Source organism: Flagellimonas algicola (assembly GCF_005937185.1).
Classification (GTDB): domain Bacteria; phylum Bacteroidota; class Bacteroidia; order Flavobacteriales; family Flavobacteriaceae; genus Flagellimonas; species Flagellimonas algicola.
Window position 1 is genome coordinate 1,074,784 of the sequence record NZ_VCNI01000002.1, and the last position, 24,334, is coordinate 1,099,117.

The following is a 24,334-nucleotide window of genomic DNA, read 5'->3' on the forward strand; positions in this document are numbered from 1 at the left end:
TTTTTTTCAATTGGGGGCGCCTTTGGCGTCCCTTTTTTTTTGTGCTTAAATACCCCAAATAGAAAAGGGCGAGGAAGCCCTCACCCTTTTCGTCCCAAATCTTACCATAAACTTAACCTACTTATGCTATGGCGAAACTAAATTACTGGTATTGTGAGAAATAACAAAAGTTTTTGCAGAATTTTTTGAATTGGAGCCGAAAATGGAAGGGAAGATTTAAGCAACATTTTTGGTAAATCGTTGGGGTTCAAACATAAAGAAGGCGGACATTGTCCGCCTTCTTTCCCCAAATCTTACCATGAACTTAACCTACTTATGCTATGGTAGCTCCAAAAGTAAGGCAGAGGCTGGCTTTGGGAACAAGCTTTTAGATGAAACTCCTGTTAATTGGGTGAACGGATCGGGCCGGGGTGTGGACGTACGGGAATTCAGGAAAAGGACTACGGGAATTATGGAAACCCCTAAAAAATAAAGCGACCGGAGTATTCCCCGGTCGCTTTCCCCAAATCTTACCATGAACTTAACCTACTTATGCTATGGTCCTCCAAAAGTAAGGCAGAGCACCACTTTGGGAGCAAGCTTTTAGACGAAAGCCCAGTTGTTTGGGTGAAATACAATAGTCGTTGAAAAGGACTACGAAATTTGTTGGGGAAGGCCGGATGGAAAATAAAAAAGGTGGAATAGCTTCCACCTTTTTTGCCCCAAATCTTACCATGAACTTAACCTACTTATGCTATGGCAATACTAAAGTAGGTTTGTAGGTTGCCCAGTAGGCAAAAATCCGTTCATCTGCACGTTTCATCGATGAAATGCACAGGTGTTCCCAATATTGGGAAAACTAATACGCTCTCTGGTTTTTTCCCTCGTAAAAATTGATGAATGCCCGGTTTACAACCCGGTTCCCTCCCGGTGTAGGGTAGTTGCCTGTAAAGTACCAATCCCCCAAGTTTTTTGGACAGGCTTGGTGTAGCCCTTCAATACTTTGGTAGATGATATCCACTTCGGCATTGATACCTTTAGGACTTAGGATTTCGGCAATTTTCTTCGAAATCTGGTCTGCGGTAAACGGGGCGTAGAACTCCTTTACATAGTTGACCACCTCTTTGTCCTTGGATTCGGTTTGGGTGAGGCACTTTTCATAAATCTCTCGGATCTTGTCCGTTGTGCCATGATCTTCATGCAGCGCTTGGGCCGCTTTGAAGGCCACAAAATCTTCCAGTTTGGCCATGTCTATTCCGTAACAATCCGGGTAACGGATTTGCGGAGCAGAGGATACCACAACGATTTTCTTTGGAGATAAACGATCCAAGATTTTTAGGATACTCTTCTTTAAGGTTGTCCCTCTAACAATACTGTCATCAATGATGACAAGGCTGTCCCCCTTTTTTACCGATCCATAGGAAATGTCATAAACGTGGGCCACAAGGTCATCCCTACTACTGTCTTGGGTGATAAAGGTTCTTAGTTTGGCATCTTTAATGGCCACTTTTTCTATCCGTGGGCGAACGTCCAAGATTTGATGAAGCTCTTCACCAGAAATGTTTGGCCCAAGGGCTAGGATTTGTTCTTCCTTAAGTTTGTTAAGGTAGTTCTGCGCCTCTTTGACCATCCCAAAAAAGGAAGTTTCCGCCGTATTGGGAATATAGGAAAACACAGAGTTGGCCAAATCATTATCTATGGACTTAAGAATTTGTGGGAATACCAATTTCCCCAACATCTTTCTTTCCTGATAGATTTCCTTGTCACTTCCCCTTGAGAAATAAATGCGTTCAAAAGAACAAGCTTTTCTTTCCGTTGGTTCTTGAATTTGCTCCAAATGAACATCACCTTTTTTCTTGATGATCAAAGCATGTCCCGGATCCAGTTCTTTGACCGAATCATAGGGCACATTAAATACGGTTTGTATGGCAGGGCGTTCCGAAGCTACCACCACCACTTCATCATCTTGGTAATAATAGGCAGGCCTGATTCCTGCAGGATCTCGTACCACAAATCCATCACCATGTCCCAATAGACCACCCATGGTATAACCCCCATCCCAATTTTTGGAGGCTTTTCTCAATATTTTGGCAACATTCAATCGCTCTGCAATAAGGGGTGAAGCTTCCCTTTTGTTGTATCCTTCTTTCTTGATCTGCTTGTACAATTTGGCTACAGCATCGTCAAGAAAATGTCCAATCTTTTCCATCACGGTTACCGTGTCTGCCATTTCCTTTGGATGCTGACCCAAAGTGACGAGGTTCTCGAACAACTCGTTCACATTGGTCATGTTAAAGTTACCTGCAACAATGAGGTTACGGTGCATCCAGTTGTTCTGCCTTAAAAAGGGATGAACGCTTTCAATACTGTTCTTCCCAAAAGTGCCATACCGAACATGACCCATTAACAACTCTCCTATATAAGGAATGTTACTTTTCTGCAACTCCACATCATTTTCCAAACCGGGATGTTGTTCCAGAGCTGTGTTGATTCGGTCATTGATTTGAGCAAAGATGTCTTGGATGGGCTGTTGCTGGGCAGAACGTACCCGGCTCATATAGCGCTCCCCTGGTTTCATGTCCAATTTAATACTGGCAAAACCAGCTCCGTCCTGACCTCTGTTGTGCTGTTTTTCCATCATGAGGTACATCTTGTTGACCCCATAAAATGCAGTACCATACTTTTCCTTGTAGTACTCCAGTGGTTTAAGCAATCGGATCATGGATAATCCGCACTCGTGCTTAATAGCATCACTCATAACAAACCAAAATAAAAAAGCCCCGAAACGTATCAGGGCAGTTATTTATGTCAACTCAATATTGAATTGTGTCAATTCTTTAAATTGCATAAGGCGGCGTTCCACCTCATGCTTCTCCAGTTCCAGCATTCGCTCCGTGCCAAATCGTTCAACAGAGAACGAGGCCAGATTGCTTCCATGGATAATGGCATTCTTCAAACTTTCAAACGAGATGTTTTTGGACTCGGCCAGATATCCCGCAAATCCACCTGCAAAGGTATCTCCAGCTCCAGTGGGGTCAAAAACCTCTTCCAAAGGTAAAGCGGGTGCAAAGAAAACATGTTCCTTATGAAACAAAAGTGCACCGTGTTCCCCTTTTTTGATGACCACATATTTGGGTCCCATTTCCTGAATTTTGGCCGCCGCCTTTACAAGGGAATATTCGCTGGTCATCTGTCTTGCCTCTTCATCATTGATGGTAAGTACATCAATCTTTGCAATGACCTCCATCAACTCGTCCCAAGTATTGTCCATCCAGAAGTTCATGGTATCCGCTATAATAAGTTTTGGTCGTTCTTTCATCTGTGCAATTACACCCAACTGGATGTTTGGATGAAGATTACCCAGCATGACCACATCTGCGTTCTTAAAGTTATCTGGAACAATGGGGTTAAAATCGGCCATGGTGTTCAACTCCGTGACCAAAGTGTCCCTGGAATTTAAGTCGTTGTGGTATTTACCTTTCCAGTAGAAAGTCTTACCTCCTTTTACCACCTCAATTCCGGAAATGTCAATGTTATGTGCTGTGAAAATATCTAGATATTCTTGAGGAAAATCTTCTCCCACAACGGAAACTACTGCAGACTCTACCTTAAATTGTGAAGCTGCCAAACCTATAAAGGTGCCTGCGCCACCAAGAATTTTATCACTCTTCCCAAATGGCGTTTCAATATCATCAAAAGCCACGCTGCCTACAATAAGCAATTTGCCCATGCGCTAAAATTTGCTGCAAATATACGGTTAGATATTCCATTTCCCACCACTTGGCATTTAATTAAGAAAATGCTTGGAAATCTGCTGAATATGAACCTACTTTCTTCCGAAATCTGCAGGAATTTCACCCCAAGCTTTGGTCTCCCATTTTACAATGGGCGTGTTGTACCTGTTTTTTTTCAACCAACTTTCTGCCCGCTCTATCAATTCAAAGAGTTGGGCATTTTTGTTGTTTTTTTTCAGTTTGGTGCCGCACTTTTTCTTGCACACCCACCCAATGGCAATTCTAGAGTCGGAGTAAATGACCCGCTCACTTTTTCGTTCCTTTAAAAAAGCAAGACCATGGACCAAGGCCAAAAACTCACCAATATTATTCGTGCCCTGTTCAAAAGGACCCTGTTTAAATAGGAGCTTTTTGGTTTTTGTATCTACTCCTTGGTATTCCATTTTACCAGGGTTGCCACTGGAGGCCGCATCCACTGAAATGGAATTGTAATTAGGGTCACCAATTCTAAGCAACTCTTCAGGAGAAAGCTCCTTTTTTCCTTTGGAAGTTCCTTTGTACTCCAAATAGTTTCCGTTGTATGCTTTTTTGGCTTCATCGAAAGTTGAAAAGGACTTGTATTGAGCACCCTTGAAACCTGTTATCTGAGCTTTGCAGTCATCCCAACTCTCAAATATTCCGGGCCGTTTACCTTTCCAGACCACATAGAATTTTTTCTTATTTGCCATTTTAGGTTAAGAGTTTTTCAATCACTTTGGGAAAGTGCTCGTATTCCAATTCGTGCACCTTATTGGCTATGGTATTCGGGGTGTCCTCTGGTGTCAATTCCGTTTTGGCTTGAAAAATAACGGCGCCCTCATCATAATGTTCGTTGACATAATGAATGGTGATACCCGTTTCCGTTTCTTCATTTTCTTTTACCGCCTCATGCACTTTGGAACCGTACATGCCTTTTCCACCATACTTGGGTAATAGTGCAGGATGTATATTGACAATTTGGTTTGGAAATGCCCGTATGAAACTTTCAGGAATCTTCCATAGGAATCCGGCAAGAACGATAAGGTCTGGTTCAAGACTTTTGATCATATTCAAAAGCTGGTCTGTTCCCACAAACGATTCCCGATTAAAGCAGTAGGCGGGAACTTTCAGTCTTTTGCACCGATCCAGCACTTGGGCAGTACTTTTATTGGTAAAAACCGCCGCGACCTTGGCTGTTTTCTGTACCCTAAAATAGGTAATGATTTTTTCGGCATTGGATCCGCTCCCGGATGCCAGAATTACTATCTGTTTTAGGTTGGTTTTCTCCTGCAAATCGCTATTCATGTTTAAAAGGCTAAATTACTGCACACGTATCTAATATGTTTAATTTGAGGCACATTTTATCGACAAATGGTGTATTTAATCCAAAGTTTTATATTTTTGCCCCGATTAAATTTTTAAAACCGATATAATTATGTCAGACATTGCATCAAGAGTAAAGGCTATCATCGTTGATAAACTAGGTGTAGATGAAAATGAAGTAGTAGCAGAAGCTAGCTTTACCAACGACCTAGGTGCGGATTCCTTGGACACTGTTGAACTTATCATGGAATTTGAAAAAGAATTTGACATTCAAATCCCTGATGATCAAGCAGAAAACATTGCAACTGTTGGTCAAGCCATTAGCTATATAGAAGAAGCGAAGTAATTTTATGATATTTTACTAAAGATTTTAAATTATCCATGTGATGATCATCACATGGATAATTTTTTTTTAATTTAGGTTCATAAGGGTAAAAAATAGTTCAATGCAGTTAAAGCGAGTTGTAGTTACTGGAATGGGTGCACTTACACCTATAGGTAACAATTTGGAGGCTTATTGGGAAGGACTAAAAACTGGGAAAAGCGGTTGCGCTCCCATCACGTATTTTGATACGGAAAAGTTCAAGACCAAATTTGCCTGTGAGTTAAAAGGCTATGAACCACAGGACTTTTTTGATAGAAAAGAGGCCAGAAAACTGGACAGATTTGCCCAATATGCACTGGTCTCCTCCGATGAGGCAATTGCAGATTCCGGAATTGACCTGGACGAGATAAATAAATTACGTGTTGGAGTTATTTGGGGAGCGGGAATAGGAGGTTTGGAAACCTTTCAGAAAGAAGTTTTAGATTTTGCCGATGGGGATGGAACCCCAAGGTTTAATCCATTCTTTATCCCAAAAATGATTGCGGATATCGCACCCGCCAATATTTCCATAAAACATGGGTTTATGGGACCAAATTACACCACGGTTTCGGCCTGTGCGTCTTCTGCCAATGCCATGTTCGATGCTTTAAACTCGATACGTTTAGGGTACTGTGACCTAATTGTTACAGGAGGAAGTGAAGCAGCGGTTACCATTGCTGGAATGGGTGGTTTTAATGCTATGCATGCATTATCTACCAGAAATGAAAATCCGGAAACTGCTTCAAGACCGTTTGACGGAACCAGGGATGGTTTTGTATTAGGAGAAGGAGCTGGGGCTTTAATTTTAGAAGAGTATGAGCATGCAAAGGCAAGAGGAGCAAAAATATATGCCGAGGTTTTAGGTGGTGGATTATCAAGTGATGCCCACCATATGACAGCCCCTCATCCAGAAGGTATTGGTGTTGTGGAGGTAATGAAGAATTGTCTGGAAAATGCAGGACTGAAACCAGAAGACGTGGACCATATAAACACCCACGGAACATCGACCCCTTTAGGTGATGTGGCCGAACTGAAGGCCATTTCCAAAGTGTTTGGGAAACATGCTCCCAACATTAATATTAATTCCACAAAATCCATGACAGGGCACTTATTGGGTGCGGCCGGAGCCATAGAAGCCATTGCTTCCATCTTGGCCATGGAACACAGTATGGTTCCTCCTACGATCAACCATAGTGTAGTAGATGAGAACATTGATCCTTCATTGAACCTGACCCTTAACAAGGCTCAGGAAAGGGAGGTAAATGTGGCCATGAGCAATACCTTTGGGTTTGGCGGACACAACGCGTGTGTTCTGTTCAAAAAAATAGGGTAGTTTTGTAGTGTAATGAAATTCCCCTCCAAAATATTCAATTCCCCTCCGAAATCGGATGGGGATTTTTTTTTAGGTATTAAATCAATTCTGGGATTTAAACCCAAAGATCTTGATATTTATAAAAAGGCATTTCTGCATCGATCCGTAAACAAAAGGGATAAAGACGGTAATCCCATGAATTATGAGCGATTGGAATTTCTTGGGGATGCCATGTTGGGAACCATTATTTCCAAACACCTATATAATAAAGTTCCTGGAGGAGATGAAGGTTACCTAACCAAAATGCGCTCCAAAATAGTTAGCAGAAAACACCTCAACGAGCTTGGAAAGGATTTAAAACTGCTAAAATATGTGGAGAGCAGAATTCCCAAATCCCACTTTGGGGAGAATATCCACGGCAATGTTTTTGAGGCCTTGGTCGGAGCTATTTATTTGGACAGGGGCTATGCCTACTGCGAAAAATTCATCAATTCCAGAGTCATTATGCCCTATGTGGACATTGAGCAGTTGGAAGGAAAGGTGATCAGTTACAAAAGCCTGCTCATTGAATGGTGCCAGAAACAGAAAAAAACTTTTCACTACGATGTTTACGAAGACACCGGCAACGATGAGCTAAAGCATTTTGCGGTTAAATTGACCATCAACGAAAGAGTTATGGCCAAAGCACGGGCCACATCCAAAAAGAAGGCAGAGGAAAAAGCCTCAAAAAGAGCCTATTTTGCACTTCAGAGCAGAATAGAAAATAGTTGACTTTAAATTAAGGTAAACTCAAACGTTTTCGTTGTGGTAAAAGGGGTATTGTCCCCATTAAGCTAGGCTGTCAAAGGGAATAGGAGTATATTTGGGGTTCGTGTAAAAGAGATGTTGACGACCCATAAGATATCTGAGGATTTTTATGACGACAACTTTCAGCTTATTGCAATTCATAGTGGGCTGGAAGATTTTGCGATGGGGTATGCCGTTAATCTAGCCTGCGGACTTCAATTAAGTAGAAGGAAAAACGATCTGCAATTTGATCAAGATCTTGCTTTTTCGGTCTTTGATTGGGACGATGAATTGAGTGACACTTTTTGGACCCTAATGTCCAACAAATGTGCTGTTGAAGAGACCATTCCGTCCGTTGGACTTTTTCAGGATAGAACTTCTTCCAGAGCGGACTATTTGATCAAAGAACGCAAAGAAGTCGATTACTTTTTGAAGGTTGATGGTGTGGACGGACCTACACTGGTAAACAAAATAAAGGCCATCAACACTATTCCAAAAGTGGTTACTGCGTACCCGCTTGAAACACAAACTTTAAAATCAAAAAGAAACCTAATCTTTTAACAATGCCAACCGTTAAAAAAACAAAAATAGTAGCCACCCTTGGACCTGCCACGAGCAAAAAGGAAGTTCTTCAGCAAATGATGGAAGCTGGGGTGGATGTTTTCAGAATAAATTTTTCCCACGCTTCACATGATGATGTTGCAGAGCGAATAAAGCTCATTCGGGAATTGAACGACGAACTGGATACCAACACCGCCATTCTTGCCGATTTGCAAGGACCAAAATTGAGAGTTGGGGTAATGGGAGGTGAAGCTGTGGTGGCGCCTGGGGATGAGATCACCTTTGCGACTGGAGAACCTTTTGAAGGAAGTGCCAAAAGGGTGTATATGAATTACGCCAGCTTTCCCCAGGATGTGAAACCAGGAGAACGCATTTTATTGGATGATGGAAAGTTGATCTTTGAGGTGAAATCAACCAATGGGAAGGATGAAGTAAAGGCCGTTGTAATACAAGGAGGACCTTTGAAATCCAAAAAAGGAGTGAATCTCCCAAATACAGATATCTCACTACCCGCCTTGACGGAAAAAGATATTAAGGATGCCGAGTTTGCCATTTCCCAAGAAGTGGATTGGATGGCACTATCCTTTGTTCGGCATAGCCAGGACCTTATGGACCTGCAAAATTTGATTAATAAACATTCCGAGCACAAGATTCCTATCATAGCCAAAATTGAAAAACCCGAAGCGGTTGATAATATTGACAAGATTGTAGCTTATTGTGATGGCCTTATGGTTGCCCGGGGTGATTTGGGTGTGGAGATTCCAGCGCATGAAGTACCTCTGATCCAAAAGCAATTGGTATTGCGGGCTAAAAAAGCAAGAATTCCAGTAATCATTGCAACACAGATGATGGAAACCATGATAACCAGTCTTACACCAACCCGTGCCGAGGTCAATGACGTGGCCAACTCTGTAATGGATGGGGCAGATGCTGTGATGCTGTCTGGAGAAACCTCGGTTGGAAATTATCCGGTTCAGGTTATCGAAAAAATGTCCAGCATTTTAATGAGTGTGGAAGGTTCCAATCTGATCAATGTTCCACAGACACCGCCCCACATTCGTACCAAAAGATATATTACCAAATCCGTTTGTTATCATGCTGCCATTATGGCCAACGAAATAGAGGCCAAGGCCATATCAACTTTGACCAATAGTGGTTACACGGCTTTTCAAATTTCCGCATGGAGACCCAGCGCCCACATCTTGGTATTTACGTCCAACAGAAGAATTCTGACCCAACTGAATCTATTATGGGGCGTAAAAGCGTTCATGTATGACAAGTATGTTTCCACGGATGAGACCATTGAAGATGTAAACCAAATTGCCTGTAAAAAAGGATATTTGGATGTGGGAGATATGCTGATTAGCTTGGCTGCCATGCCCATCAAGGACAAGGGAATGGTGAATACCCTTAGGGTAACGGAAATAGAGAGCTGTAGTTTCTAGGCTACTTCTTCAAAAGCAATAAAATTGACCAATTTGCCAGCCTTGTCAAATACAGGGCTGCTTTTGATATGGCATTCGTAGGTGGTGCCATCTTTCCTGTAATTGGTCAAAACTACTTCAAAAGGCTGCTGTTCCTTAATGGCTTTGGAAACTTGACTTGTGGTTTCCCTACAGGTGGCCTCTCCTTGGAACATTCTAGGCTGTTTGCCTAAAACCTCATGAGGTTGATAGCCATTCATTTCAACCATATTCTTAGTGGCATAAACAATGTTCAAATGGGTATCCGTAACCACCACCACCTGATCCTTTTTAAGAATCTCATCACCAAAATTGGCCATCTTATGCCATTTTCCTGATAATGCCATGCTTTCCAAACTTTTGACATCGGCAAGATTGCCAGAAAGTCGATCAAAAGATTGGGCAAACAAATCCATGCAGTGGAGAGGGTAGCCATGCACATCCAATTTATTGTAAAAAGTATGTGCGGCTTCGTCGTAAAATCGCATCTTTTCCATACCCAATACTATAAAAAGGAATATTGATCAGAAAATCTACGCATAACATTAACACTCTTGTTTAAGAATTTACATGTTATAGCTCGAAAATTGGCTGTAAGTATCAACAGTATTTGAGGACTAAAGACCAGAAAAACTACCATCGGAGCTTGAAATTAGTCAAGCCAGCATATCATGAAATACGAATATTCAGATCCAAAACTGGGGGCTATATTAGGGCTTACAGATGATATTAGAAAAGACAAAGATTACTTTTCTTCAACGGCCAATACCATTAAATTTTTGTGGAACCGAAACCCCGAACCCATAAGTCTTGAGGTAGATGGATTTGATTTACTTTTGGAACCCAACCAAATTGTAACGGTAACCTATCTACAACAGGTTTCTTTTGCCAAGACCCAGTTACCCTTGTCGTCGGTATTGTTCAATAGGGAATTCTACTGTATCTCCGATCATGATGCCGAGGTGTCCTGTAACGGTATCTTGTTTTTTGGCACCCAAGATTTGCCCATCATTTCCATACCTGCTGACCAAGAGCGGAAATTCAATCTATGGTATGAAGTCTTTGTGGAAGAATTTTCCACTCCGGACAATATTCAAGGGGATATGTTGCAAATGTTGCTCAAGAGATTGATTATCATGAGCACACGATTGGCCAAGGAGCAACTGATCGTAAAGAGTTTGGACAATGCCCAAGTTGACACTATTCGCAAGTTCAACTATCTGGTGGACATACACTATAAAACCAAAAGAAAGGTAAGTGACTATGCAGATATGCTCTTTAAGTCGCCCAAGACCCTTTCCAACCTCTTTTCCATTTACAATCAGAAAACACCCCAACAGATCATATTGGACCGACTCATGTTGGAAGCCAAGCGTCTGATTCATTTTACCGAAAAACAAAATCAGGAAATTGCCTACGATTTGGGGTTTAATGACCCGGCACATTTTAGCCGTTTTTTCAAAAAAATGACGGATATGAGTCCTTCGGAATACCGAGAAAACCTACTGATTGCCCCTTAAGGGAAATTTTGGCAAGCGGTCGGGAAATCCCTCCTAACACCTCCCCTCTTTTTCGTCACATCTTTGCTCAGTAATTAAAAGAAAGGTAAAGATGAAATCACTGGAAAAATCTGTTTTCAATCTCATTGAGATTTTCAGGTCCACAAGAAGACCAGAAACAAAGTCGATTATTTCTCCCGCACATTGCGAGCAGAAATACCATCACGATTTTTATTGTGATGCCGAAAAACCGTTTGTAAAGAATTTTTAACCCATATAATAATTAGTAGAATTTATAATCATGAGCAATTTTAATGTACCTAAAAGAGAAGAAGTAAGTAGTGCCAATCAGGCCATTTTTGACAACTTGGAAAAAGCTGTTGGATTTGTACCTAACCTTTATGCAACCTATGCATATTCAGAAAATGCCCTTGGCAATTACCTAACCTTTGCCAACGCCAAAACATCGCTTAAAGCCAAAGAGAAAGAAGCGGTGAACCTTGCAGTTAGTGAAGTAAATGGATGTGAATATTGTTTATCTGCCCATACCGCCATTGGTAAGATGAATGGATTTACGGATGATCAGATTTTGGAATTGAGAACTGGAAGAGCCTCTTTTGACAACAAATTGGACGCTTTGGCCAGATTAGCCAAAAACATCACCGAAAACCGGGGAGTAACTGATGCTGCTGTTCTTGAAAATTTCTTCGATGCAGGATGGACCAAAGAAAATTTGATAGATACCATAGTATTGGTTGGTGACAAAACCATCTCCAATTATATCAACAACACAACCCAAATCCAAGTGGATTTTCCAGTGGCACAACCCTTAGAAGCAACAGTATAATTTTAAATAAGAAAACAACAAGTAATTATGAAAAAGACAATTTCAATTTTAGTAGTAGCGTTGGTAACTGCATTTTCAGTTCAAGCGCAGGACAAGATGGGCAAAAGTGAAACAGTGAAAACTATTGCCTTGGAGCAAACTTCTGGTGAGTTTACACAAAAGCAAATCACCGTTTCTGAAGGAACCTATGTTTTTGACATTGCCAATAACGGTGTAGGACATGATGTTGGGTTTGTTTTGGTGAAGAAAGGGCAGGATTTGAGCAAGCCGGAAAACCATATTCAAACGGCCTATGTAACCAAATCGGTTGCAACTGGTGCTTCGCAAACATCCAAGCCTACCGAATTAAAAAAGGGTGAATATATATATTTCTGTCCTTTGAATCCGACATCAACAGACAATCTTTTGACGGTGAAGTAGATGGATTGATGTATGGTTGTAGAAGCCTCTTTTGAAAAGAAGGGGCTTTTATTTTACCTCAGAATTGGCAAAAAGGGAAGGGGCCATGCTTTTTGCCATATAAATGGGCCAATCATTTTGGAAGAGATGGCTTTCGGTAATGGCGCTTTCATATAAAAGATAAAGCCCTCCCGATATTTTTTCAATTTCCGCTTTGGACACATTGAAGATGTTCTCACCCACCACTTCCCCTAGATAAAGTAGTAGTTCCTTCTTATGTTTTTGGATGGTGGTAATGATCTTTTTTTGCTTTGGCGAAAGTTCCCCAAACGTCTTAAGCCCCCAGCAACCGTGAAAATTCTCCTCGCGATACAGGTCCCTAAGAAAATCGAAAATGGCCAAAAGCTGGTTGTTTCCAACTTTTCGTTTGGAAATAAAACTCTTTAGTGAGCCCAAAAGCCCTTCATGTCGCTGCTGCAAATAGGCAATACAAATCTCCTCTTTGGATTTAAAATGACTGTAAAGCGTAGCTTTGGCAATACCACTCTTCTCCACAATCTCATTGATTCCCGTGGAATTGTAACCGTTAATGTAAAATAGATTACCAGCAGTGGTTATAATATGTTCATGTAATTCAGGACGTTGCACTGATACAAATTAAGTAAGAAATGGGGTTGCATCAAATTTAAAAATCAAATTTTAATTGTACAACAACCAATTCTTTGGGGGATTCCTCCTTTTTTTTCTCGGTATTGAGGTTAGCCAGTGAAATACCCAACAGCCTAACGGAGTTTTCAAGCTCGGATTGGTACAACAATTCCTTGGCAGTTTCCAGAATGAGTTCTTTTTTGGACACAAAGTAGGGCAGGGTTTTGCTGCGGGTCTGAAGCGTAAAATCGCTGTACTTTATTTTAAGGGTGATGGTTTTCCCTGCTATTTTCGATTTAACTAACCGACGTTCCAATTCAGTGGCAATGTGATCCAACTTTTCCAACATAAAAACCTCACTGCTTAGGTTTTCACTAAAAGTGCGTTCAGCTCCAACTGACTTGGGTATTCTGTGGGGCTTTACCCCACTGGTGTGAACACCCCGTACCACATGATAATAGTAGCGCCCACTCTTTCCAAAATGTTGATCTAGAAATTCCAGGGACTTTTCCTTGAGGTCTTTACCAGTGAAAACACCCAGCTTGTACATTTTTTCCGCTGTAACCTTTCCCACTCCATAAAATTTTCGGATATCCAGTTCTTCCAAAAACGAAATAACTTCTTCGGGATTAACGGTTTTTTGCCCATTGGGCTTATTATAATCACTGGCCACCTTGGCTATAAACTTGTTTATTGAGACGCCAGCGGAAGCTGTCAATCCAGTTTTGTCAAAAATTTTCTGACGGATGTCTTTGGCGATTAACGTGGCAGAAGGATTCCCTTTTTTGTTTTCGGTAACATCAAGGTAGGCCTCGTCCAATGATAAGGGCTCCACCAAATCGGTGTATTCAAAAAATATTTCCCGAATTTGTTGGGAGACCTCTTTGTATCGGTCAAATCGAGGTCTAACAAAAATAAGGTCAGGGCAATTTCGCTTTGCGATATAACCAGCCATTGCACTTCTGACCCCAAATTTTCGAGCTTCATAGCTGGCAGCGGAAACCACGCCCCGTTTGGAGCCTCCACCAACCGCAATGGGTTTGCCTTTCAGTTCGGGATTGTCGTGCTGCTCTACAGATGCGTAGAATGCATCCATATCCACATGAATAATTTTTCGCAATGGAAGGTCCAGCTCCATACCCAAATTTAGGCTATATTTAGTTTGATGGAACACTTGGAAATTGAACGGAAATTTTTGGTCAAATCAGAGGGTTACAAGCATCAGGCCAATGAGCATACCCGGATTGTCCAAGGGTTTTTAAATACCGCACCGCAACGTACAGTTCGTGTAAGAATCAAGGGAGATAAAGGCTTTTTGACTGTGAAGGGAGAAAGCAATGTTTCCGGAACAACCCGATTTGAATGGGAAACCGAAATCAACGTTGCCGAGGCGACTAACTTAATTGATTTGTGCGAAGCTGTTATCCTGGAAAAAAACCGATACAAAGTACCATTTGGTAGTCATGTTTTTGAGGTTGATGAGTTTCTTGGAGAGAACAAGGGACTTGTTGTGGCCGAAGTGGAACTGCAACATGAAGATGAGTTCTTTGACAAACCTGAATGGTTGGGGCAGGAAGTAACAGGGGATGTTAGGTATTACAATTCCCAACTCAGCATAAATCCATTTCAAAATTGGTGATGGGAAAGCTTAGGCTTCGTTCCGGGATAAATTTGCTGATTTTTTGCTCGGCATGCGCTGCTATGTTCGCAGATTATATGAACTGGGAAATGCTTTATCGAATCCTTAAACCATTGACCACCGTTTTGGTCATTTCTCTTTTATTTTTTGCAAATAATTCAAGCTTGATCAAGTTTAAGAATATTATGGTTGCTGCCTTGATCTTCTGCTTGCTGGGGGATATTCTATTGCTTCAGGACGAGTTTTTCGTATTTGGTTTAGGGGCATTCTTGATAGCCCACTTGCTTTTGACTTACGGATTTGTGGTATTGGAGGGCTTTCAGTTTCATTGGATTTCCGGTCTATTTTTTCTGGTATTGGGCTTGTCTATATTCTTTTGGTTAAAACCTGATTTGGGAAATCTGGAACTGCCCGTAACCATCTACATTTTTGTTATCAGTCTTATGGCTTGGCAAGGCATTGGGCTTTGGCTTAAAAAAAGGATAATTGCTTATGCTTTTATAGCAATTGCCGTATCACTGTTCATGTTTTCCGATATGATGATTGCTGTCAATAAGTTTAAATCTCCATTCCCTCTTGCTGGAGTTGTAATTCTGAGCACCTATTGGATGAGCATTGCTTTGATCGCCAATGCAACATTTCTAAAACTAAAAGGACAAGATAAATAGGGATCAATCCAACTTTTGGTCCAAAGAGAGTATGGTCTGAAGCAATACGTTGGTTCCATTGGCCATATCTTCTGCCGAAGTAAATTCCTTTGGTGAATGGCTGATACCGCCTTTGCTAGGAACGAATATCATACCGATAGGAGCAATATGGGCCATATCTTGTGCATCGTGTCCCGCTCCGCTGGGCATATATTTAAAGGAAAGACCCAAGTTTTTGGAGACAGTTTCTATTTCCTTTTGTACCACTGGGTCGGTCAATGCTGGATCAGCTGTTGTATCCAAGGGAACAAATTCAATCTGTACACCGGATGCGCTGCTTATCTCCATCGCTTTGGCTTGAATGGCGTTAAAAACATGTTCTATTACCTGGGAAGATAGGTCTCGAATTTCTAAACTGGTCACCACTTTTCCGGGGATGACATTGGGTGCACCGGGTTCCGCTTTTATTCGGCCTACAGTACCCACCTGTGCACCTTCAAAACTATTTGTTACCTCATTGACAGCAACTATGAATTTGGCTGCGGCCAGAAGGGCATCTTGCCGCGCATTCATTGGAGTGGTGCCAGCGTGGTTGGCAAATCCGATAAAGATCACATCCCACCATTTTAATCCGACTATGCCTTCCACAATACCAATATCCAAATTTTCTTTTTCCAAGATGGCACCTTGTTCAATATGAAGTTCCAAAAAGGCTGCCATGGAGTTTTTCTTTCGAACGACTTTTTTGATTTGGGACGTATCTCCTCCCAAACGCATAATTCCCTCTCCCATGGTATAGCCCGTGGAATTTGCTACCCTAAAGGCCTTGTTGCTTAAATGACCTGACATGGCGCGGCTGCCCATTACACCACCTTCCTCATTGGAAAAAATAATGACTTCCAAAGGATGCTTGGTCTTGATGTTGTTTTCATTCAGCGTTTCAATGATTTCCAAAGCGGCCATAGAACCCACACAACCATCATAATTTCCACCGTTGGGGACGCGGTCAATATGCGAACCAAAGGAAATGGCTTTGGCTTCTTTGTTTCTGCCTTTTCTAAGTCCGATGATATTTCCTGCATAGTCAATAGATACGGCCAAGCCCAAATTTTCCAAGGTTTGAACCACCCAATTCCTTGCTTCTATATCGGCATCGCTGAACGCCACCCGCTCCGTTTCTCCATTTTCTTGTACCCCAAATTGGGCCAATTCCATAATTCGGGATTCCAATCGATTTTGATTGATACGAACTTCACTTTCCTGACCCAATATGGGAATATGGACCAAACAAAGCAAGATGAAAAGAAGACGAATTCCCATAATCAAAAACGTTCTGAAATTAACTCAAATAGAGTCCGATGCAATAATGCACCTTCATAAATATAGGATAAAACCAGCTAAGCGTAAATTACCAGCTTAATGGAATTTCAGGCGACCTACTTTTCCTTAATCGGAATCCAGATTTCCTCTTCAGAATTGGGGTCGTTGTTTTTGTATTTATCGCCCAAAACCTCAAAGTGCGGTCTGTCGTCCAATAGGTATTTGGAATTGGGGAGCCATTCTGTAAAAATGTATTGAAAAATGGAAGTGTCCGCACTGGAACCTTTGTAATGAAAAACGGCATAGGGTCCACTTTTTAAGGTGAAACTGTCCATTCCATAAGGAATATTTTCATGGTCTGGGACTTCTACACTGGCCCATTTTACAAAAGTGTTAGTGGGTTTGAAATTTGCAAAATAGGAAGGGTCGTAGACTTGCATCGAAATAAAATCAGAAGAAGACCTATTTTCAATTTCATGGACCCTTGACCTAAATTTTCCCCAAAGCTCAAAGGTTTTATTTTGAACCAAGCTCATGGTGGTATGCATGCCCACAAGATGTTTCTCCTTAAGTTCGGTGATTTGGGGTTCCATTTACCTTTTAAAGCGAGCTTTTAAATTGCTCTAAAAACCGAATGTCATTTTCACTCAGCAACCGTATGTCTGAAATTTGGTGAAGTAGCAACGCAATGCGATCAATACCCATTCCAAATGCAAATCCGGAATACACTTCTGGGTCAATATTGCAATTCTTCAGTACATTGGGATCTACCATCCCGCATCCCATAATTTCCAACCATCCTGTGCCCTTGGTCATACGATAATCGGTCTCGGTTTCCAATCCCCAATACACATCCACCTCTGCGCTTGGTTCTGTAAACGGGAAATAGGATGGTCGCAATCTTATTTTTGACTTACCGAACATTTCCGAAGTGAAATACTGCAAGGTTTGTTTTAAATCCGCGAAAGAGACATTTTTGTCCACGTACAATCCTTCCACCTGATGAAAGAAACAATGGGAACGCGCAGAAATGGCCTCGTTCCGATATACCCTACCAGGGGAAATGGTCCTTATGGGCGGTTGGTTATTTTCCATATACCGCACCTGGACACTGGAGGTATGCGTGCGCAAAAGAATGTCAGGGTCAGTCTGGATAAAGAAAGTATCCTGCATATCCCTTGCCGGATGATATTCAGGAAGGTTCAAGGCTGTAAAGTTATGCCAATCGTCTTCAATTTCTGGACCTTCGGAAACATTGAAACCAATTCTGGAAAATATATCTATGATTTGGTTCTTCACTATGGAAATGGGGTGCCTGGCTCCCAAGGGAATAGGTTCACCTGGGCGTGTTAAATCTCCAAATTTACCTGAAGTCTCTGCTTGGTTTTCCAAAGCGTCTTTCAGGGAGTTAACCTTATCGGTAGCTGAGGTTTTCAATTGGTTGACCACCTGTCCAAATTCTTTTTTCTGTTCGCTAGGAACATTTTTGAATTCAGCGAAGAAGGAATTCAGCAACCCTTTTTTCCCTAAGTACTTAATTCGAAAAGCCTCAATTTCATCTTTGGATGCAGAAGTAAAGTTCTCAACTTCAATCAAATGCTCCTTTATGGTCTCAATCATCTTTGTTGGCTGTATTGGCCGACAAATTTAGCAAATTGTCCTTGAATATATAGGCTATAAGAAAATGAACTGCTACCCCACCAAAGAAATGCCATAACCAATGGGTGCCCATTGGAAAAAAAGTTTGGGTAAGATCAATACTTCTAAAGTAAATGGCAAGGGCAAAAATCAAGAAGGCCAAACTAGCCAGCTCCACATTTTTCCATTGGGTTTTGTACAGATGCCAGCCCAATGGCAATAGGATGGTAAGTGCGGTTATCACATAACCCAGAGAGATTCGCAATCCTGATGGGATGGGAAGGTTTCGCAGCAAAAAGGAAGCTCCCAAAATAACCACAATCAAGAGCAATCGAGACCACCATGTTTGAGCCAGTTTGAAAATAAAATAGATGACCAAGGCAAAACAGAGTAACATGATGGGCATCCAATCCAATCGAAGCCAAAACTCGTGGCTACGTGTTGCGTGAAACATGGTACCACCAACATAGCTTATGGCAATTATAGGGAGCACCCAGGCCAGAAACTGCTGTTGGCTCGGATTTTTGTACACCTTCAATCCCCAATAGACCACCAGCACTACAAAAATTAGATTACTATAGGTGTTGAATGGTTCCACTGGAAATCTTCCTGCCATTGTTTCCAAATAAATGGGCCCGGTATCGTTGGGGAATTTGGTCAATGGAATCAAAAGAAATTCTTTAATCAAATCCTATTAGGCGTCTGTATCCTTGACATTTTCCTTTATCCACTCCAGACAGGAGTCAAAGCCTTCAAAGATATTTTCTCTTGGAATCAAATCGGGAATTATATCGATGCGCTCCATCATGTACTTGGGCTGGTCCAAAATTCCCACCAACAAAACATGAATATCTTTTTTCCGAAGATCTTGTAGTACATCTTCCATGGCATATAAACCGGATTGATCCATATATTGCATGCGGTCCATTCTAATGACAACATTGGATGCTGTGGGGGGTATTTGTTCAGCCAATTGTTGAAAATCGCTAGTGGAACCAAAGAAAAGTGGCCCTTTGATGTGTTTGATGAACACTTCTTCCCTAAGTTTTTGTGGAAAATCCCTTTCATCTGCCCAAGGCTGTTCCTTTAAAGGTTTAACGTCCGAGCGGGTAGCCGTAAGATCTCCAATTTTCTTCATGAACATTAGGGAAGCAATCACCAGTCCAATACCCACTGCATAAACCAGATTCCAAACGGATGAAAGCACCAAAACCACCAACATCACAATAACTTCGGAACTAAGTTTAATGGGTCCCACCTTCATATCTTTTGGCAGATAAGGAATTGCTTTTAGGCCCTTGTAATCCATTACGCCTATACCAACAGTAACCAAAATACCAGCTAAAACGGCAGCTGGAATTTGTGAAGCCACGGGCCCTAATGCCAAAAGAATGACCAATAACAAAAGACCTGCGATCATCCCGGAAAGACGGGTTTTACCACCTGAATTGATATTGACCACGGTTCTAATGGTAGCTCCGGCACCTGGAATTCCACCAAATACGGCTGCAATACTATTACCGATTCCTTGTCCAACCAATTCCTTGTTGGGCTTGTGTTTGGTTTGTGTCATATTATCGGCAACAACAGAAGTCAACAAAGAATCTATTGCCCCTAAGAGTGAAAGGGTAAGTGCTGTAAAAATATATGGGGTGAGCGATGATAATTTAAACTGGGTGAAGATGTCCATTTGAAGGATTGGAAGTCCTTCCGGAATTTTTTCAATGGGTCTATAACCCCATCCAAGTCCATAAGCAAGACCAGAAACTACAATAAGTGCCACAAGGGTGCTGGGCACTGCTGTGGTAATTCTTTTAAATCCGTAAATGATAAAGATAGTGGCCAACGCCAGACCCAATTCCAACCATTTGATGTTCTGCAGGGCGCGAGGAAGCACTTTGATGGTTCCTAAAACCCCGGAGGCATCTTTGGCCGCTAAGGTCTTGGCTTCTTTCTGCATATCTTCAGGGGTGATTTGGTTTGCCCTTTTTATGGTTTCCTCAAAATCCTCCAATACCAGAATTCCTTCACCGGCCTCTTCTTTTAGGATGTTTTCCAATATCTCCTCCTCTGCAGCTGCTTTAAATTGATTCACATATTCGGAGTCTTCTTTTGGATAGTAACCAACTGCGGGAAGAATTTGGGTAACCAGAATAATCACACCAATTGCGGTCATGAATCCAGAAACCACGGGGTACGGAATATATTTGATATACTTGCCAAGGCCAATGAGCCCCAGTCCAATTTGCATTAAACCCGCTAATAAGAATACGGCCAAAATTATGGGTAAGGCCTTGTTCACATCTCCATCATGAACTGCAAGAATCCCGCCAATGATAACCATACTCACGGCGGTCATGGGTGCGGTAGGCCCAGAGATCTGGGTATTGGTGCCTCCAAAGAGTGCTGCAAAAAAGCTAATGAAAATTGCACCGTACAATCCGGCACTTGGGCCCAATCCGGAGCTTACCCCGAAAGCAAGTGCCAAGGGCAAAGCCACAATTCCTGCGGTTATCCCCCCAAATAAATCCCCTCTAAAATGCTTGAACATACCTGACAGTTGGTTATAAGTTGTAATGTAAGATAGTGATTTTAGAAAATTAAAAAAGGCCAATGAAATGTTAAACACTGGCCTTTTAAAATATGTTGGGGAAAGTGGTCCTTACATATAGCTCACCTTACCGTTGGAGATGTCGTACATGCCCCCAACAATTAGAATCTCCCCATTGTCTTCCATTTCTTTCAAAACAGGGCTTTGGGTTCTAATATTGTCGATGGTCAATTGGACATTCTTTTCTGCCACGGTATTTACAAACTCCAAATTCTTGGAGGTTCTTTCCGAAGCGTCCGCAGGTTCTCCTACGGCATTGACAGCGGGCTTAATTTTACTAAGTAATTCTGTAAGATTTCCCATTTTAGCATCGTCACAGGCACCTTTAACAGCTCCACAAGCAGTATGGCCCAGGACTACAATAATCTTGGTGCCGGCCAGCTTGCAAGCAAACTCCATGCTTCCCAAGATATCTTCGTTTACGATGTTACCGGCTACCCTAGCGCTAAAGATGTCGCCAACACCTTGGTCAAAAATCAATTCTGCTGATACCCTTGAATCGATGCAGCTAAGAATAGTGGCAAAGGGATATTGCCCCGATGATGTTTGGGCTACTTGGGCCAATAGATCACGATCAGCCTGGTTCGTTTCTACAAAACGACCATTGCCTTCTTTCAATAGGTCCCATGCGGCCTGAGGTGATAGGGCAGCCTGGGTTTCTTTTGTTTGTGTTATCATAATTTTTCCGGTTATCTTTAATTTAAAGCGTTAGCAAATTTTGTGTTGCGCTTTCCAGCCAAAAGGAAAGGCACATTAAATTTACCAATTACATTTTTAACATTGATATTGGCATTGTTGGCATCTTCCAAATCCAAGTACAGCAGGTCAACATTTGTTCTAGAGAGGTAGGTTGCCATATTGTTTATGGCATTGTCCTGTGGTTCAAAAACATATTCTACCATTTTTGGACCCTCCTGATCTTGAACGTTTTGGTCCTCCCGATTCGCAATTTTAAATGATTTTAAAGGTCGGGAACTTTGTGCCATCAACTTCTCCATCAAATCCATGTTCCCAAAGTCTTTTTTACCATTCACTACACCCAAAGAGAGTTCTTTGTTGTTGGAGATAACCTGTTCATGAGAGGCAATCATTACCAAGCCATCAAAATTTGACATGATATGTTTGGTGATTCCATCTCCCAAAAATTTAATTGGAATGGATTTTCGTTGGCCCAAAATAATAATGTCCGGGCGCATTTCCTGAATTTGTCTGTTTATTTCTTCCTTAACATTACCTACTTTAAACGCAGTGTCAATGTTTAACCCAAAATCTTCTTCAATGGGCTTAACCAACTGTTTAATGTGTTTTTTAGTGCTTGTATAGGTATCATTGATTGATCGTACCGCAGACAACTGATTGTCTTGCTTTACAACACCCAGAGGCTGCTTTACATGTAGAAGTGCAATTTCACCCCCAATCATTTTCGCCAGTCCGGCGGTGTTTTTTAAAATGGTATCGGTCTTTTTCTTTAGATCCGCAAGGATCAATATTTTATAATTCTTATTTTTCATAATAAATTAATTTAAGCTTAAACTTGATTTTGGACGAGTTCTAAAGAACTCGATAAAACTGGCCGGATTTTCTTCAATCCCGCGCTTTGACACCAATTTTATATCGATATTCCTTTCTTTCGCCTTAAATGCAAAATCTTCAAGAATTTCGATGATATCGTTGTCAAGGTATCTGGTATTCAAAAGGCTGAGTTCCAAATAGGTGTCATTGGGAAGACTATCCAACTCTTTTAGGATGGCTCCCTTATTAAAAAATGTCACTTCCTCTGCAAGCGTCATTTTAATTTTGTGCTTGCCATTGCTTTTATCCTCAATATGTAGGAAGTGTGAGTTTTGGTAGCTCTTCAACAAAATGACCACGATCCCTACCATTAGACCCAATCCGATTCCAATGAGTAAATCTGTAAAAACAATACCGAACACGGTAACCACAAAGGGTACAAATTGTTTCCAGCCCAGTTCGTACATTTTTTTGAACAATGCCGGCTTCGCCAATTTGTATCCCACGATAAACAATATGGCTGCCAACACGGACAACGGAATCATATTCAATAGTCTTGGAATCAAAATAATGGATATCAACAGGAAAAATCCATGGATAATTGCGGAAGCCTTGGTTCTACCTCCAGATTGGATGTTGGCAGAACTTCGTACAATAACCTGTGTTACCGGTAAGCCTCCCAATAGTCCAGAAATACTGTTCCCAACCCCTTGGGCAAAAAGTTCCTTGTTGGTAGGGGTAGTTCTTTTAAGGGGATCTAGCTTATCAGTTGCTTCAACACATAAAAGGGTCTCTAGACTAGCAACAAGGGCAATGGTGAAAGCCGTAATCCAAATTTCCGAATTACCTATTACGCTAAAGTTGGGAAAGCTAAGCAAGGTTCCCAGGGTATCAATGCTTTCTGGAATCGGCACACTTACCAAAAGTTTATCTGAAATGGCAAAGGTGGAATCATCTTTTGTGAAAACATAAAACAAAATCCCTACAACCACCGCAACCAACGGGCCCTGCACCAATTGGAAAATCTTGGACTTTTTGCTAAGTATCTTATCCCAAAGCAATAGAATTGCCAGCGCAACTACGGCAACAATGGTAGCTCCCGGACTGATATAGTTTAAAGAGTTTATGATTTCCGTGAAGGTGTTTTCCCCATCTACCTGAAAAAAGGCAAAATTTCCCTCGGTGTTTTCGCTATACCCAAAGAAATGTGGAATCTGCTTTAGAATGATAATGATACCAATTCCGGTAAGCATTCCCTTAATTACGGAAGATGGAAAATAATAGGCTATTACCCCCGCTTTTAGGATGCTGAACAGAATTTGAATTAGGCCACCCAAAACAACGGCAACCAAAAAGTTCTCAAAACCACCCAGGGTTCCAATAGCGGTTAGCACAATGGCCGCTAAACCAGCAGCGGGACCACTTACTCCAATTTGGGAGCCACTTAGTGAACCCACTACGATTCCCCCAATGATACCAGCAATAAGACCTGAAAATAAGGGTGCTCCACTGGCAAGTGCAATACCTAAACATAGCGGTAATGCAACAAAAAATACTACGATACTTGCAGGCAAGTCGCTTTTAATATGCTTGAACATGAAATAAAAAGTTATTGCCTCCTCAATAGTTTTTAGGTTGGAGGCGGTTAAAAATTGATAAAAAGTCTTGGGTTATACCAATTTTTCCGGAGGGGGGAGTAAAATCTCTGTCGTTACATCTGACAGAAGAGATGGATCTTCTGTATTTTCAACCTTTGCGTATTGGTCAAAAAAGTTATTGTCAGAAGAGAATGGACTTAGAAATAAATCCTTTTCGCCAAATTTTTTCTCAGATTCCTTTTCCGATTTTTTCTCTTCATCGCCGGAATCCATGTGTATTGCAATAGAGCAATCCCTGTCCACCAAAGGTGCTATTGATGGTGCCAATATGGAGAATATCAGCATAAAACAAATAAAAGGATGCGCTATGGCCTTCAGCATTTGGGAAATTTTAGACAAAAATAAACTTATGAGTGTTTATTACTGTTAAATAAAT

At 41.5% G+C, this 24,334-nt stretch carries 28 protein-coding genes; 12 read left to right on the forward strand and 16 right to left on the reverse strand.

Annotation, left to right across the window (positions count from 1 at the left end; translation table 11 throughout):
* Positions 1-298 precede the first annotated feature (298 nt).
* The gene (locus tag FGG15_RS20100) at positions 299-472 is read left to right on the forward strand and encodes a hypothetical protein (RefSeq protein ID WP_161991971.1); all 174 of its coding nucleotides are present in this window, start codon (positions 299-301) and stop codon (positions 470-472) included.
* 366 nt (positions 473-838) lie between these two features.
* Here FGG15_RS20100 and FGG15_RS13680 read toward each other — a convergent pair whose 3' ends face one another.
* From FGG15_RS13680 to purN, 4 genes are all read right to left on the reverse strand, one after another.
* Positions 839-2,737: an amidophosphoribosyltransferase gene (locus FGG15_RS13680; protein ID WP_138837163.1), complete on the reverse strand. Its 1,899-nt coding sequence runs from the start codon at positions 2,735-2,737 to the stop codon at positions 839-841.
* 45 nt (positions 2,738-2,782) lie between these two features.
* Positions 2,783-3,709 carry a PfkB family carbohydrate kinase gene (locus FGG15_RS13685; RefSeq protein WP_138837164.1) on the reverse strand — a complete coding sequence of 309 codons (927 nt, stop codon included), beginning with the start codon at positions 3,707-3,709 and terminating at the stop codon, positions 2,783-2,785.
* Positions 3,710-3,805: 96 nt separating this feature from the next.
* Complete coding sequence (locus FGG15_RS13690; RefSeq protein WP_138837166.1) at positions 3,806-4,441, reverse strand: ribonuclease H1 domain-containing protein; 636 nt, start codon at positions 4,439-4,441, stop codon at positions 3,806-3,808.
* Position 4,442: 1 nt separating this feature from the next.
* A complete protein-coding gene (purN, locus tag FGG15_RS13695) occupies positions 4,443-5,036 on the reverse strand; it encodes a phosphoribosylglycinamide formyltransferase (RefSeq protein WP_138837168.1) in 594 nt (197 codons plus the stop codon).
* Between the two features lie 130 nt (positions 5,037-5,166).
* Between purN and FGG15_RS13700 the strand changes: the two genes are divergently transcribed.
* The 5 genes from FGG15_RS13700 (at position 5,167) to pyk (ending at position 9,522) form a co-directional block, all read left to right on the forward strand.
* Entirely contained in the window at positions 5,167-5,400 is a 234-nt protein-coding gene (locus FGG15_RS13700) for an acyl carrier protein (protein ID WP_009778413.1), read from the forward strand.
* 100 nt (positions 5,401-5,500) lie between these two features.
* Positions 5,501-6,751: a beta-ketoacyl-ACP synthase II gene (gene fabF / locus FGG15_RS13705; protein ID WP_138837170.1), complete on the forward strand. Its 1,251-nt coding sequence runs from the start codon at positions 5,501-5,503 to the stop codon at positions 6,749-6,751.
* Between the two features lie 12 nt (positions 6,752-6,763).
* Complete coding sequence (gene rnc, locus FGG15_RS13710; protein ID WP_138837172.1) at positions 6,764-7,501, forward strand: ribonuclease III; 738 nt, start codon at positions 6,764-6,766, stop codon at positions 7,499-7,501.
* 111 nt (positions 7,502-7,612) lie between these two features.
* Positions 7,613-8,077, forward strand: a complete 465-nt coding sequence (locus tag FGG15_RS13715) for an IPExxxVDY family protein (RefSeq protein WP_138837174.1) — start codon at positions 7,613-7,615, stop codon at positions 8,075-8,077.
* Positions 8,078-8,079: 2 nt separating this feature from the next.
* Complete coding sequence (pyk, locus tag FGG15_RS13720) at positions 8,080-9,522, forward strand: pyruvate kinase (RefSeq protein ID WP_138837176.1); 1,443 nt, start codon at positions 8,080-8,082, stop codon at positions 9,520-9,522.
* Here pyk and FGG15_RS13725 read toward each other — a convergent pair.
* Positions 9,519-10,037, reverse strand: coding sequence for a PAS domain-containing protein (locus FGG15_RS13725; protein ID WP_138837178.1), 519 nt, complete (start codon positions 10,035-10,037; stop codon positions 9,519-9,521). The two genes, pyk and FGG15_RS13725, sit on opposite strands and share 4 nt — an antisense overlap.
* 174 nt (positions 10,038-10,211) lie before the next feature.
* On the opposite strand from FGG15_RS13725, the gene FGG15_RS13730 reads away from it, so the two are divergent.
* From FGG15_RS13730 to FGG15_RS13740, 4 genes are all read left to right on the forward strand, one after another.
* Positions 10,212-11,060, forward strand: coding sequence for a helix-turn-helix domain-containing protein (locus FGG15_RS13730; protein WP_138837180.1), 849 nt, complete (start codon positions 10,212-10,214; stop codon positions 11,058-11,060).
* Between the two features lie 91 nt (positions 11,061-11,151).
* Entirely contained in the window at positions 11,152-11,310 is a 159-nt protein-coding gene (locus FGG15_RS20105; protein ID WP_161991972.1) for a hypothetical protein, read from the forward strand.
* 30 nt (positions 11,311-11,340) lie between these two features.
* On the forward strand, positions 11,341-11,886 hold the full coding sequence (locus tag FGG15_RS13735) for a carboxymuconolactone decarboxylase family protein (protein WP_138837182.1): 546 nt from the start codon (positions 11,341-11,343) through the stop codon (positions 11,884-11,886).
* Positions 11,887-11,913: 27 nt separating this feature from the next.
* Complete coding sequence (locus tag FGG15_RS13740; protein ID WP_138837183.1) at positions 11,914-12,306, forward strand: cupredoxin domain-containing protein; 393 nt, start codon at positions 11,914-11,916, stop codon at positions 12,304-12,306.
* 48 nt (positions 12,307-12,354) lie between these two features.
* Here FGG15_RS13740 and FGG15_RS13745 read toward each other — a convergent pair whose 3' ends face one another.
* Positions 12,355-12,933 carry a TetR/AcrR family transcriptional regulator gene (locus FGG15_RS13745; protein WP_138837185.1) on the reverse strand — a complete coding sequence of 193 codons (579 nt, stop codon included), beginning with the start codon at positions 12,931-12,933 and terminating at the stop codon, positions 12,355-12,357.
* A 37-nt stretch (positions 12,934-12,970) separates the two neighbouring features.
* Positions 12,971-14,071, reverse strand: a complete 1,101-nt coding sequence (gene dinB / locus FGG15_RS13750; protein ID WP_138837187.1) for a DNA polymerase IV — start codon at positions 14,069-14,071, stop codon at positions 12,971-12,973.
* Positions 14,072-14,098: 27 nt separating this feature from the next.
* On the opposite strand from dinB, the gene FGG15_RS13755 reads away from it, so the two are divergent.
* Both FGG15_RS13755 and FGG15_RS13760 read left to right on the forward strand, forming a co-directional pair.
* Positions 14,099-14,572: a CYTH domain-containing protein gene (locus FGG15_RS13755; protein WP_138837189.1), complete on the forward strand. Its 474-nt coding sequence runs from the start codon at positions 14,099-14,101 to the stop codon at positions 14,570-14,572.
* Positions 14,572-15,240 (forward strand): lysoplasmalogenase, encoded by a 669-nt coding sequence (locus FGG15_RS13760; RefSeq protein WP_138837191.1) that lies wholly within the window; start codon positions 14,572-14,574, stop codon positions 15,238-15,240. Before FGG15_RS13755 ends, FGG15_RS13760 begins: the two co-directional genes overlap by 1 nt.
* Positions 15,241-15,243: 3 nt before the next feature.
* Here the strand turns inward: FGG15_RS13760 and FGG15_RS13765 are convergent, their stop codons facing one another.
* From FGG15_RS13765 to FGG15_RS13805, 9 genes are all read right to left on the reverse strand, one after another.
* Positions 15,244-16,539: a M20 family metallo-hydrolase gene (locus FGG15_RS13765; protein ID WP_138837193.1), complete on the reverse strand. Its 1,296-nt coding sequence runs from the start codon at positions 16,537-16,539 to the stop codon at positions 15,244-15,246.
* A 116-nt stretch (positions 16,540-16,655) separates the two neighbouring features.
* Complete coding sequence (locus FGG15_RS13770; RefSeq protein WP_138837195.1) at positions 16,656-17,132, reverse strand: GyrI-like domain-containing protein; 477 nt, start codon at positions 17,130-17,132, stop codon at positions 16,656-16,658.
* Positions 17,133-17,139: 7 nt separating this feature from the next.
* The gene (gene pheS / locus FGG15_RS13775) at positions 17,140-18,159 is read right to left on the reverse strand and encodes a phenylalanine--tRNA ligase subunit alpha (protein WP_138837197.1); all 1,020 of its coding nucleotides are present in this window, start codon (positions 18,157-18,159) and stop codon (positions 17,140-17,142) included.
* A complete protein-coding gene (locus FGG15_RS13780; protein WP_237561821.1) occupies positions 18,152-18,865 on the reverse strand; it encodes a ceramidase in 714 nt (237 codons plus the stop codon). The genes pheS and FGG15_RS13780 overlap by 8 nt, the downstream gene beginning before the upstream one ends.
* 6 nt (positions 18,866-18,871) lie before the next feature.
* Positions 18,872-20,728: a SulP family inorganic anion transporter gene (locus FGG15_RS13785; protein ID WP_417936051.1), complete on the reverse strand. Its 1,857-nt coding sequence runs from the start codon at positions 20,726-20,728 to the stop codon at positions 18,872-18,874.
* Positions 20,729-20,839: 111 nt separating this feature from the next.
* The gene (locus tag FGG15_RS13790) at positions 20,840-21,466 is read right to left on the reverse strand and encodes a carbonic anhydrase family protein (RefSeq protein WP_138837199.1); all 627 of its coding nucleotides are present in this window, start codon (positions 21,464-21,466) and stop codon (positions 20,840-20,842) included.
* 17 nt (positions 21,467-21,483) lie between these two features.
* Complete coding sequence (locus FGG15_RS13795; protein WP_138837201.1) at positions 21,484-22,299, reverse strand: universal stress protein; 816 nt, start codon at positions 22,297-22,299, stop codon at positions 21,484-21,486.
* 6 nt (positions 22,300-22,305) lie between these two features.
* Positions 22,306-23,898 carry a SulP family inorganic anion transporter gene (locus FGG15_RS13800; protein WP_138837202.1) on the reverse strand — a complete coding sequence of 531 codons (1,593 nt, stop codon included), beginning with the start codon at positions 23,896-23,898 and terminating at the stop codon, positions 22,306-22,308.
* Between the two features lie 72 nt (positions 23,899-23,970).
* Positions 23,971-24,279 carry a hypothetical protein gene (locus tag FGG15_RS13805; RefSeq protein WP_138837204.1) on the reverse strand — a complete coding sequence of 103 codons (309 nt, stop codon included), beginning with the start codon at positions 24,277-24,279 and terminating at the stop codon, positions 23,971-23,973.
* Positions 24,280-24,334 lie beyond the last annotated feature (55 nt).

Bases quoted from the DNA above. Each gene is read 5' to 3' on its own strand.
- FGG15_RS13690 (WP_138837166.1), bottom strand. From the start codon at position 4,441: ATGGCAAATAAGAAAAAATTCTATGTGGTCTGGAAAGGTAAACGGCCC.
- FGG15_RS13725 (WP_138837178.1), bottom strand. From the start codon at position 10,037: ATGGAAAAGATGCGATTTTACGACGAAGCCGCACATACTTTTTACAAT.
- FGG15_RS13765 (WP_138837193.1), bottom strand. From the start codon at position 16,539: ATGGGAATTCGTCTTCTTTTCATCTTGCTTTGTTTGGTCCATATTCCC.
- FGG15_RS13790 (WP_138837199.1), bottom strand. From the start codon at position 21,466: ATGATAACACAAACAAAAGAAACCCAGGCTGCCCTATCACCTCAGGCC.
- FGG15_RS13800 (WP_138837202.1), bottom strand. From the start codon at position 23,898: ATGTTCAAGCATATTAAAAGCGACTTGCCTGCAAGTATCGTAGTATTT.
- rnc (WP_138837172.1), top strand. From the start codon at position 6,764: ATGAAATTCCCCTCCAAAATATTCAATTCCCCTCCGAAATCGGATGGG.
- FGG15_RS13760 (WP_138837191.1), top strand. From the start codon at position 14,572: ATGGGAAAGCTTAGGCTTCGTTCCGGGATAAATTTGCTGATTTTTTGC.
- dinB (WP_138837187.1), bottom strand. From the start codon at position 14,071: ATGGAGCTGGACCTTCCATTGCGAAAAATTATTCATGTGGATATGGAT.
- FGG15_RS13730 (WP_138837180.1), top strand. From the start codon at position 10,212: ATGAAATACGAATATTCAGATCCAAAACTGGGGGCTATATTAGGGCTT.
- FGG15_RS13770 (WP_138837195.1), bottom strand. From the start codon at position 17,132: ATGGAACCCCAAATCACCGAACTTAAGGAGAAACATCTTGTGGGCATG.
- FGG15_RS13680 (WP_138837163.1), bottom strand. From the start codon at position 2,737: ATGAGTGATGCTATTAAGCACGAGTGCGGATTATCCATGATCCGATTG.
- FGG15_RS13715 (WP_138837174.1), top strand. From the start codon at position 7,613: ATGTTGACGACCCATAAGATATCTGAGGATTTTTATGACGACAACTTT.
- FGG15_RS13700 (WP_009778413.1), top strand. From the start codon at position 5,167: ATGTCAGACATTGCATCAAGAGTAAAGGCTATCATCGTTGATAAACTA.
- FGG15_RS13685 (WP_138837164.1), bottom strand. From the start codon at position 3,709: ATGGGCAAATTGCTTATTGTAGGCAGCGTGGCTTTTGATGATATTGAA.
- FGG15_RS13755 (WP_138837189.1), top strand. From the start codon at position 14,099: ATGGAACACTTGGAAATTGAACGGAAATTTTTGGTCAAATCAGAGGGT.
- FGG15_RS13735 (WP_138837182.1), top strand. From the start codon at position 11,341: ATGAGCAATTTTAATGTACCTAAAAGAGAAGAAGTAAGTAGTGCCAAT.
- purN (WP_138837168.1), bottom strand. From the start codon at position 5,036: ATGAATAGCGATTTGCAGGAGAAAACCAACCTAAAACAGATAGTAATT.
- FGG15_RS13785 (WP_417936051.1), bottom strand. From the start codon at position 20,728: ATGTTCAAGCATTTTAGAGGGGATTTATTTGGGGGGATAACCGCAGGA.
- pheS (WP_138837197.1), bottom strand. From the start codon at position 18,159: ATGATTGAGACCATAAAGGAGCATTTGATTGAAGTTGAGAACTTTACT.
- FGG15_RS13740 (WP_138837183.1), top strand. From the start codon at position 11,914: ATGAAAAAGACAATTTCAATTTTAGTAGTAGCGTTGGTAACTGCATTT.
- FGG15_RS20105 (WP_161991972.1), top strand. From the start codon at position 11,152: ATGAAATCACTGGAAAAATCTGTTTTCAATCTCATTGAGATTTTCAGG.
- fabF (WP_138837170.1), top strand. From the start codon at position 5,501: ATGCAGTTAAAGCGAGTTGTAGTTACTGGAATGGGTGCACTTACACCT.
- FGG15_RS13795 (WP_138837201.1), bottom strand. From the start codon at position 22,299: ATGAAAAATAAGAATTATAAAATATTGATCCTTGCGGATCTAAAGAAA.
- FGG15_RS20100 (WP_161991971.1), top strand. From the start codon at position 299: ATGAACTTAACCTACTTATGCTATGGTAGCTCCAAAAGTAAGGCAGAG.
- pyk (WP_138837176.1), top strand. From the start codon at position 8,080: ATGCCAACCGTTAAAAAAACAAAAATAGTAGCCACCCTTGGACCTGCC.
- FGG15_RS13805 (WP_138837204.1), bottom strand. From the start codon at position 24,279: ATGCTGAAGGCCATAGCGCATCCTTTTATTTGTTTTATGCTGATATTC.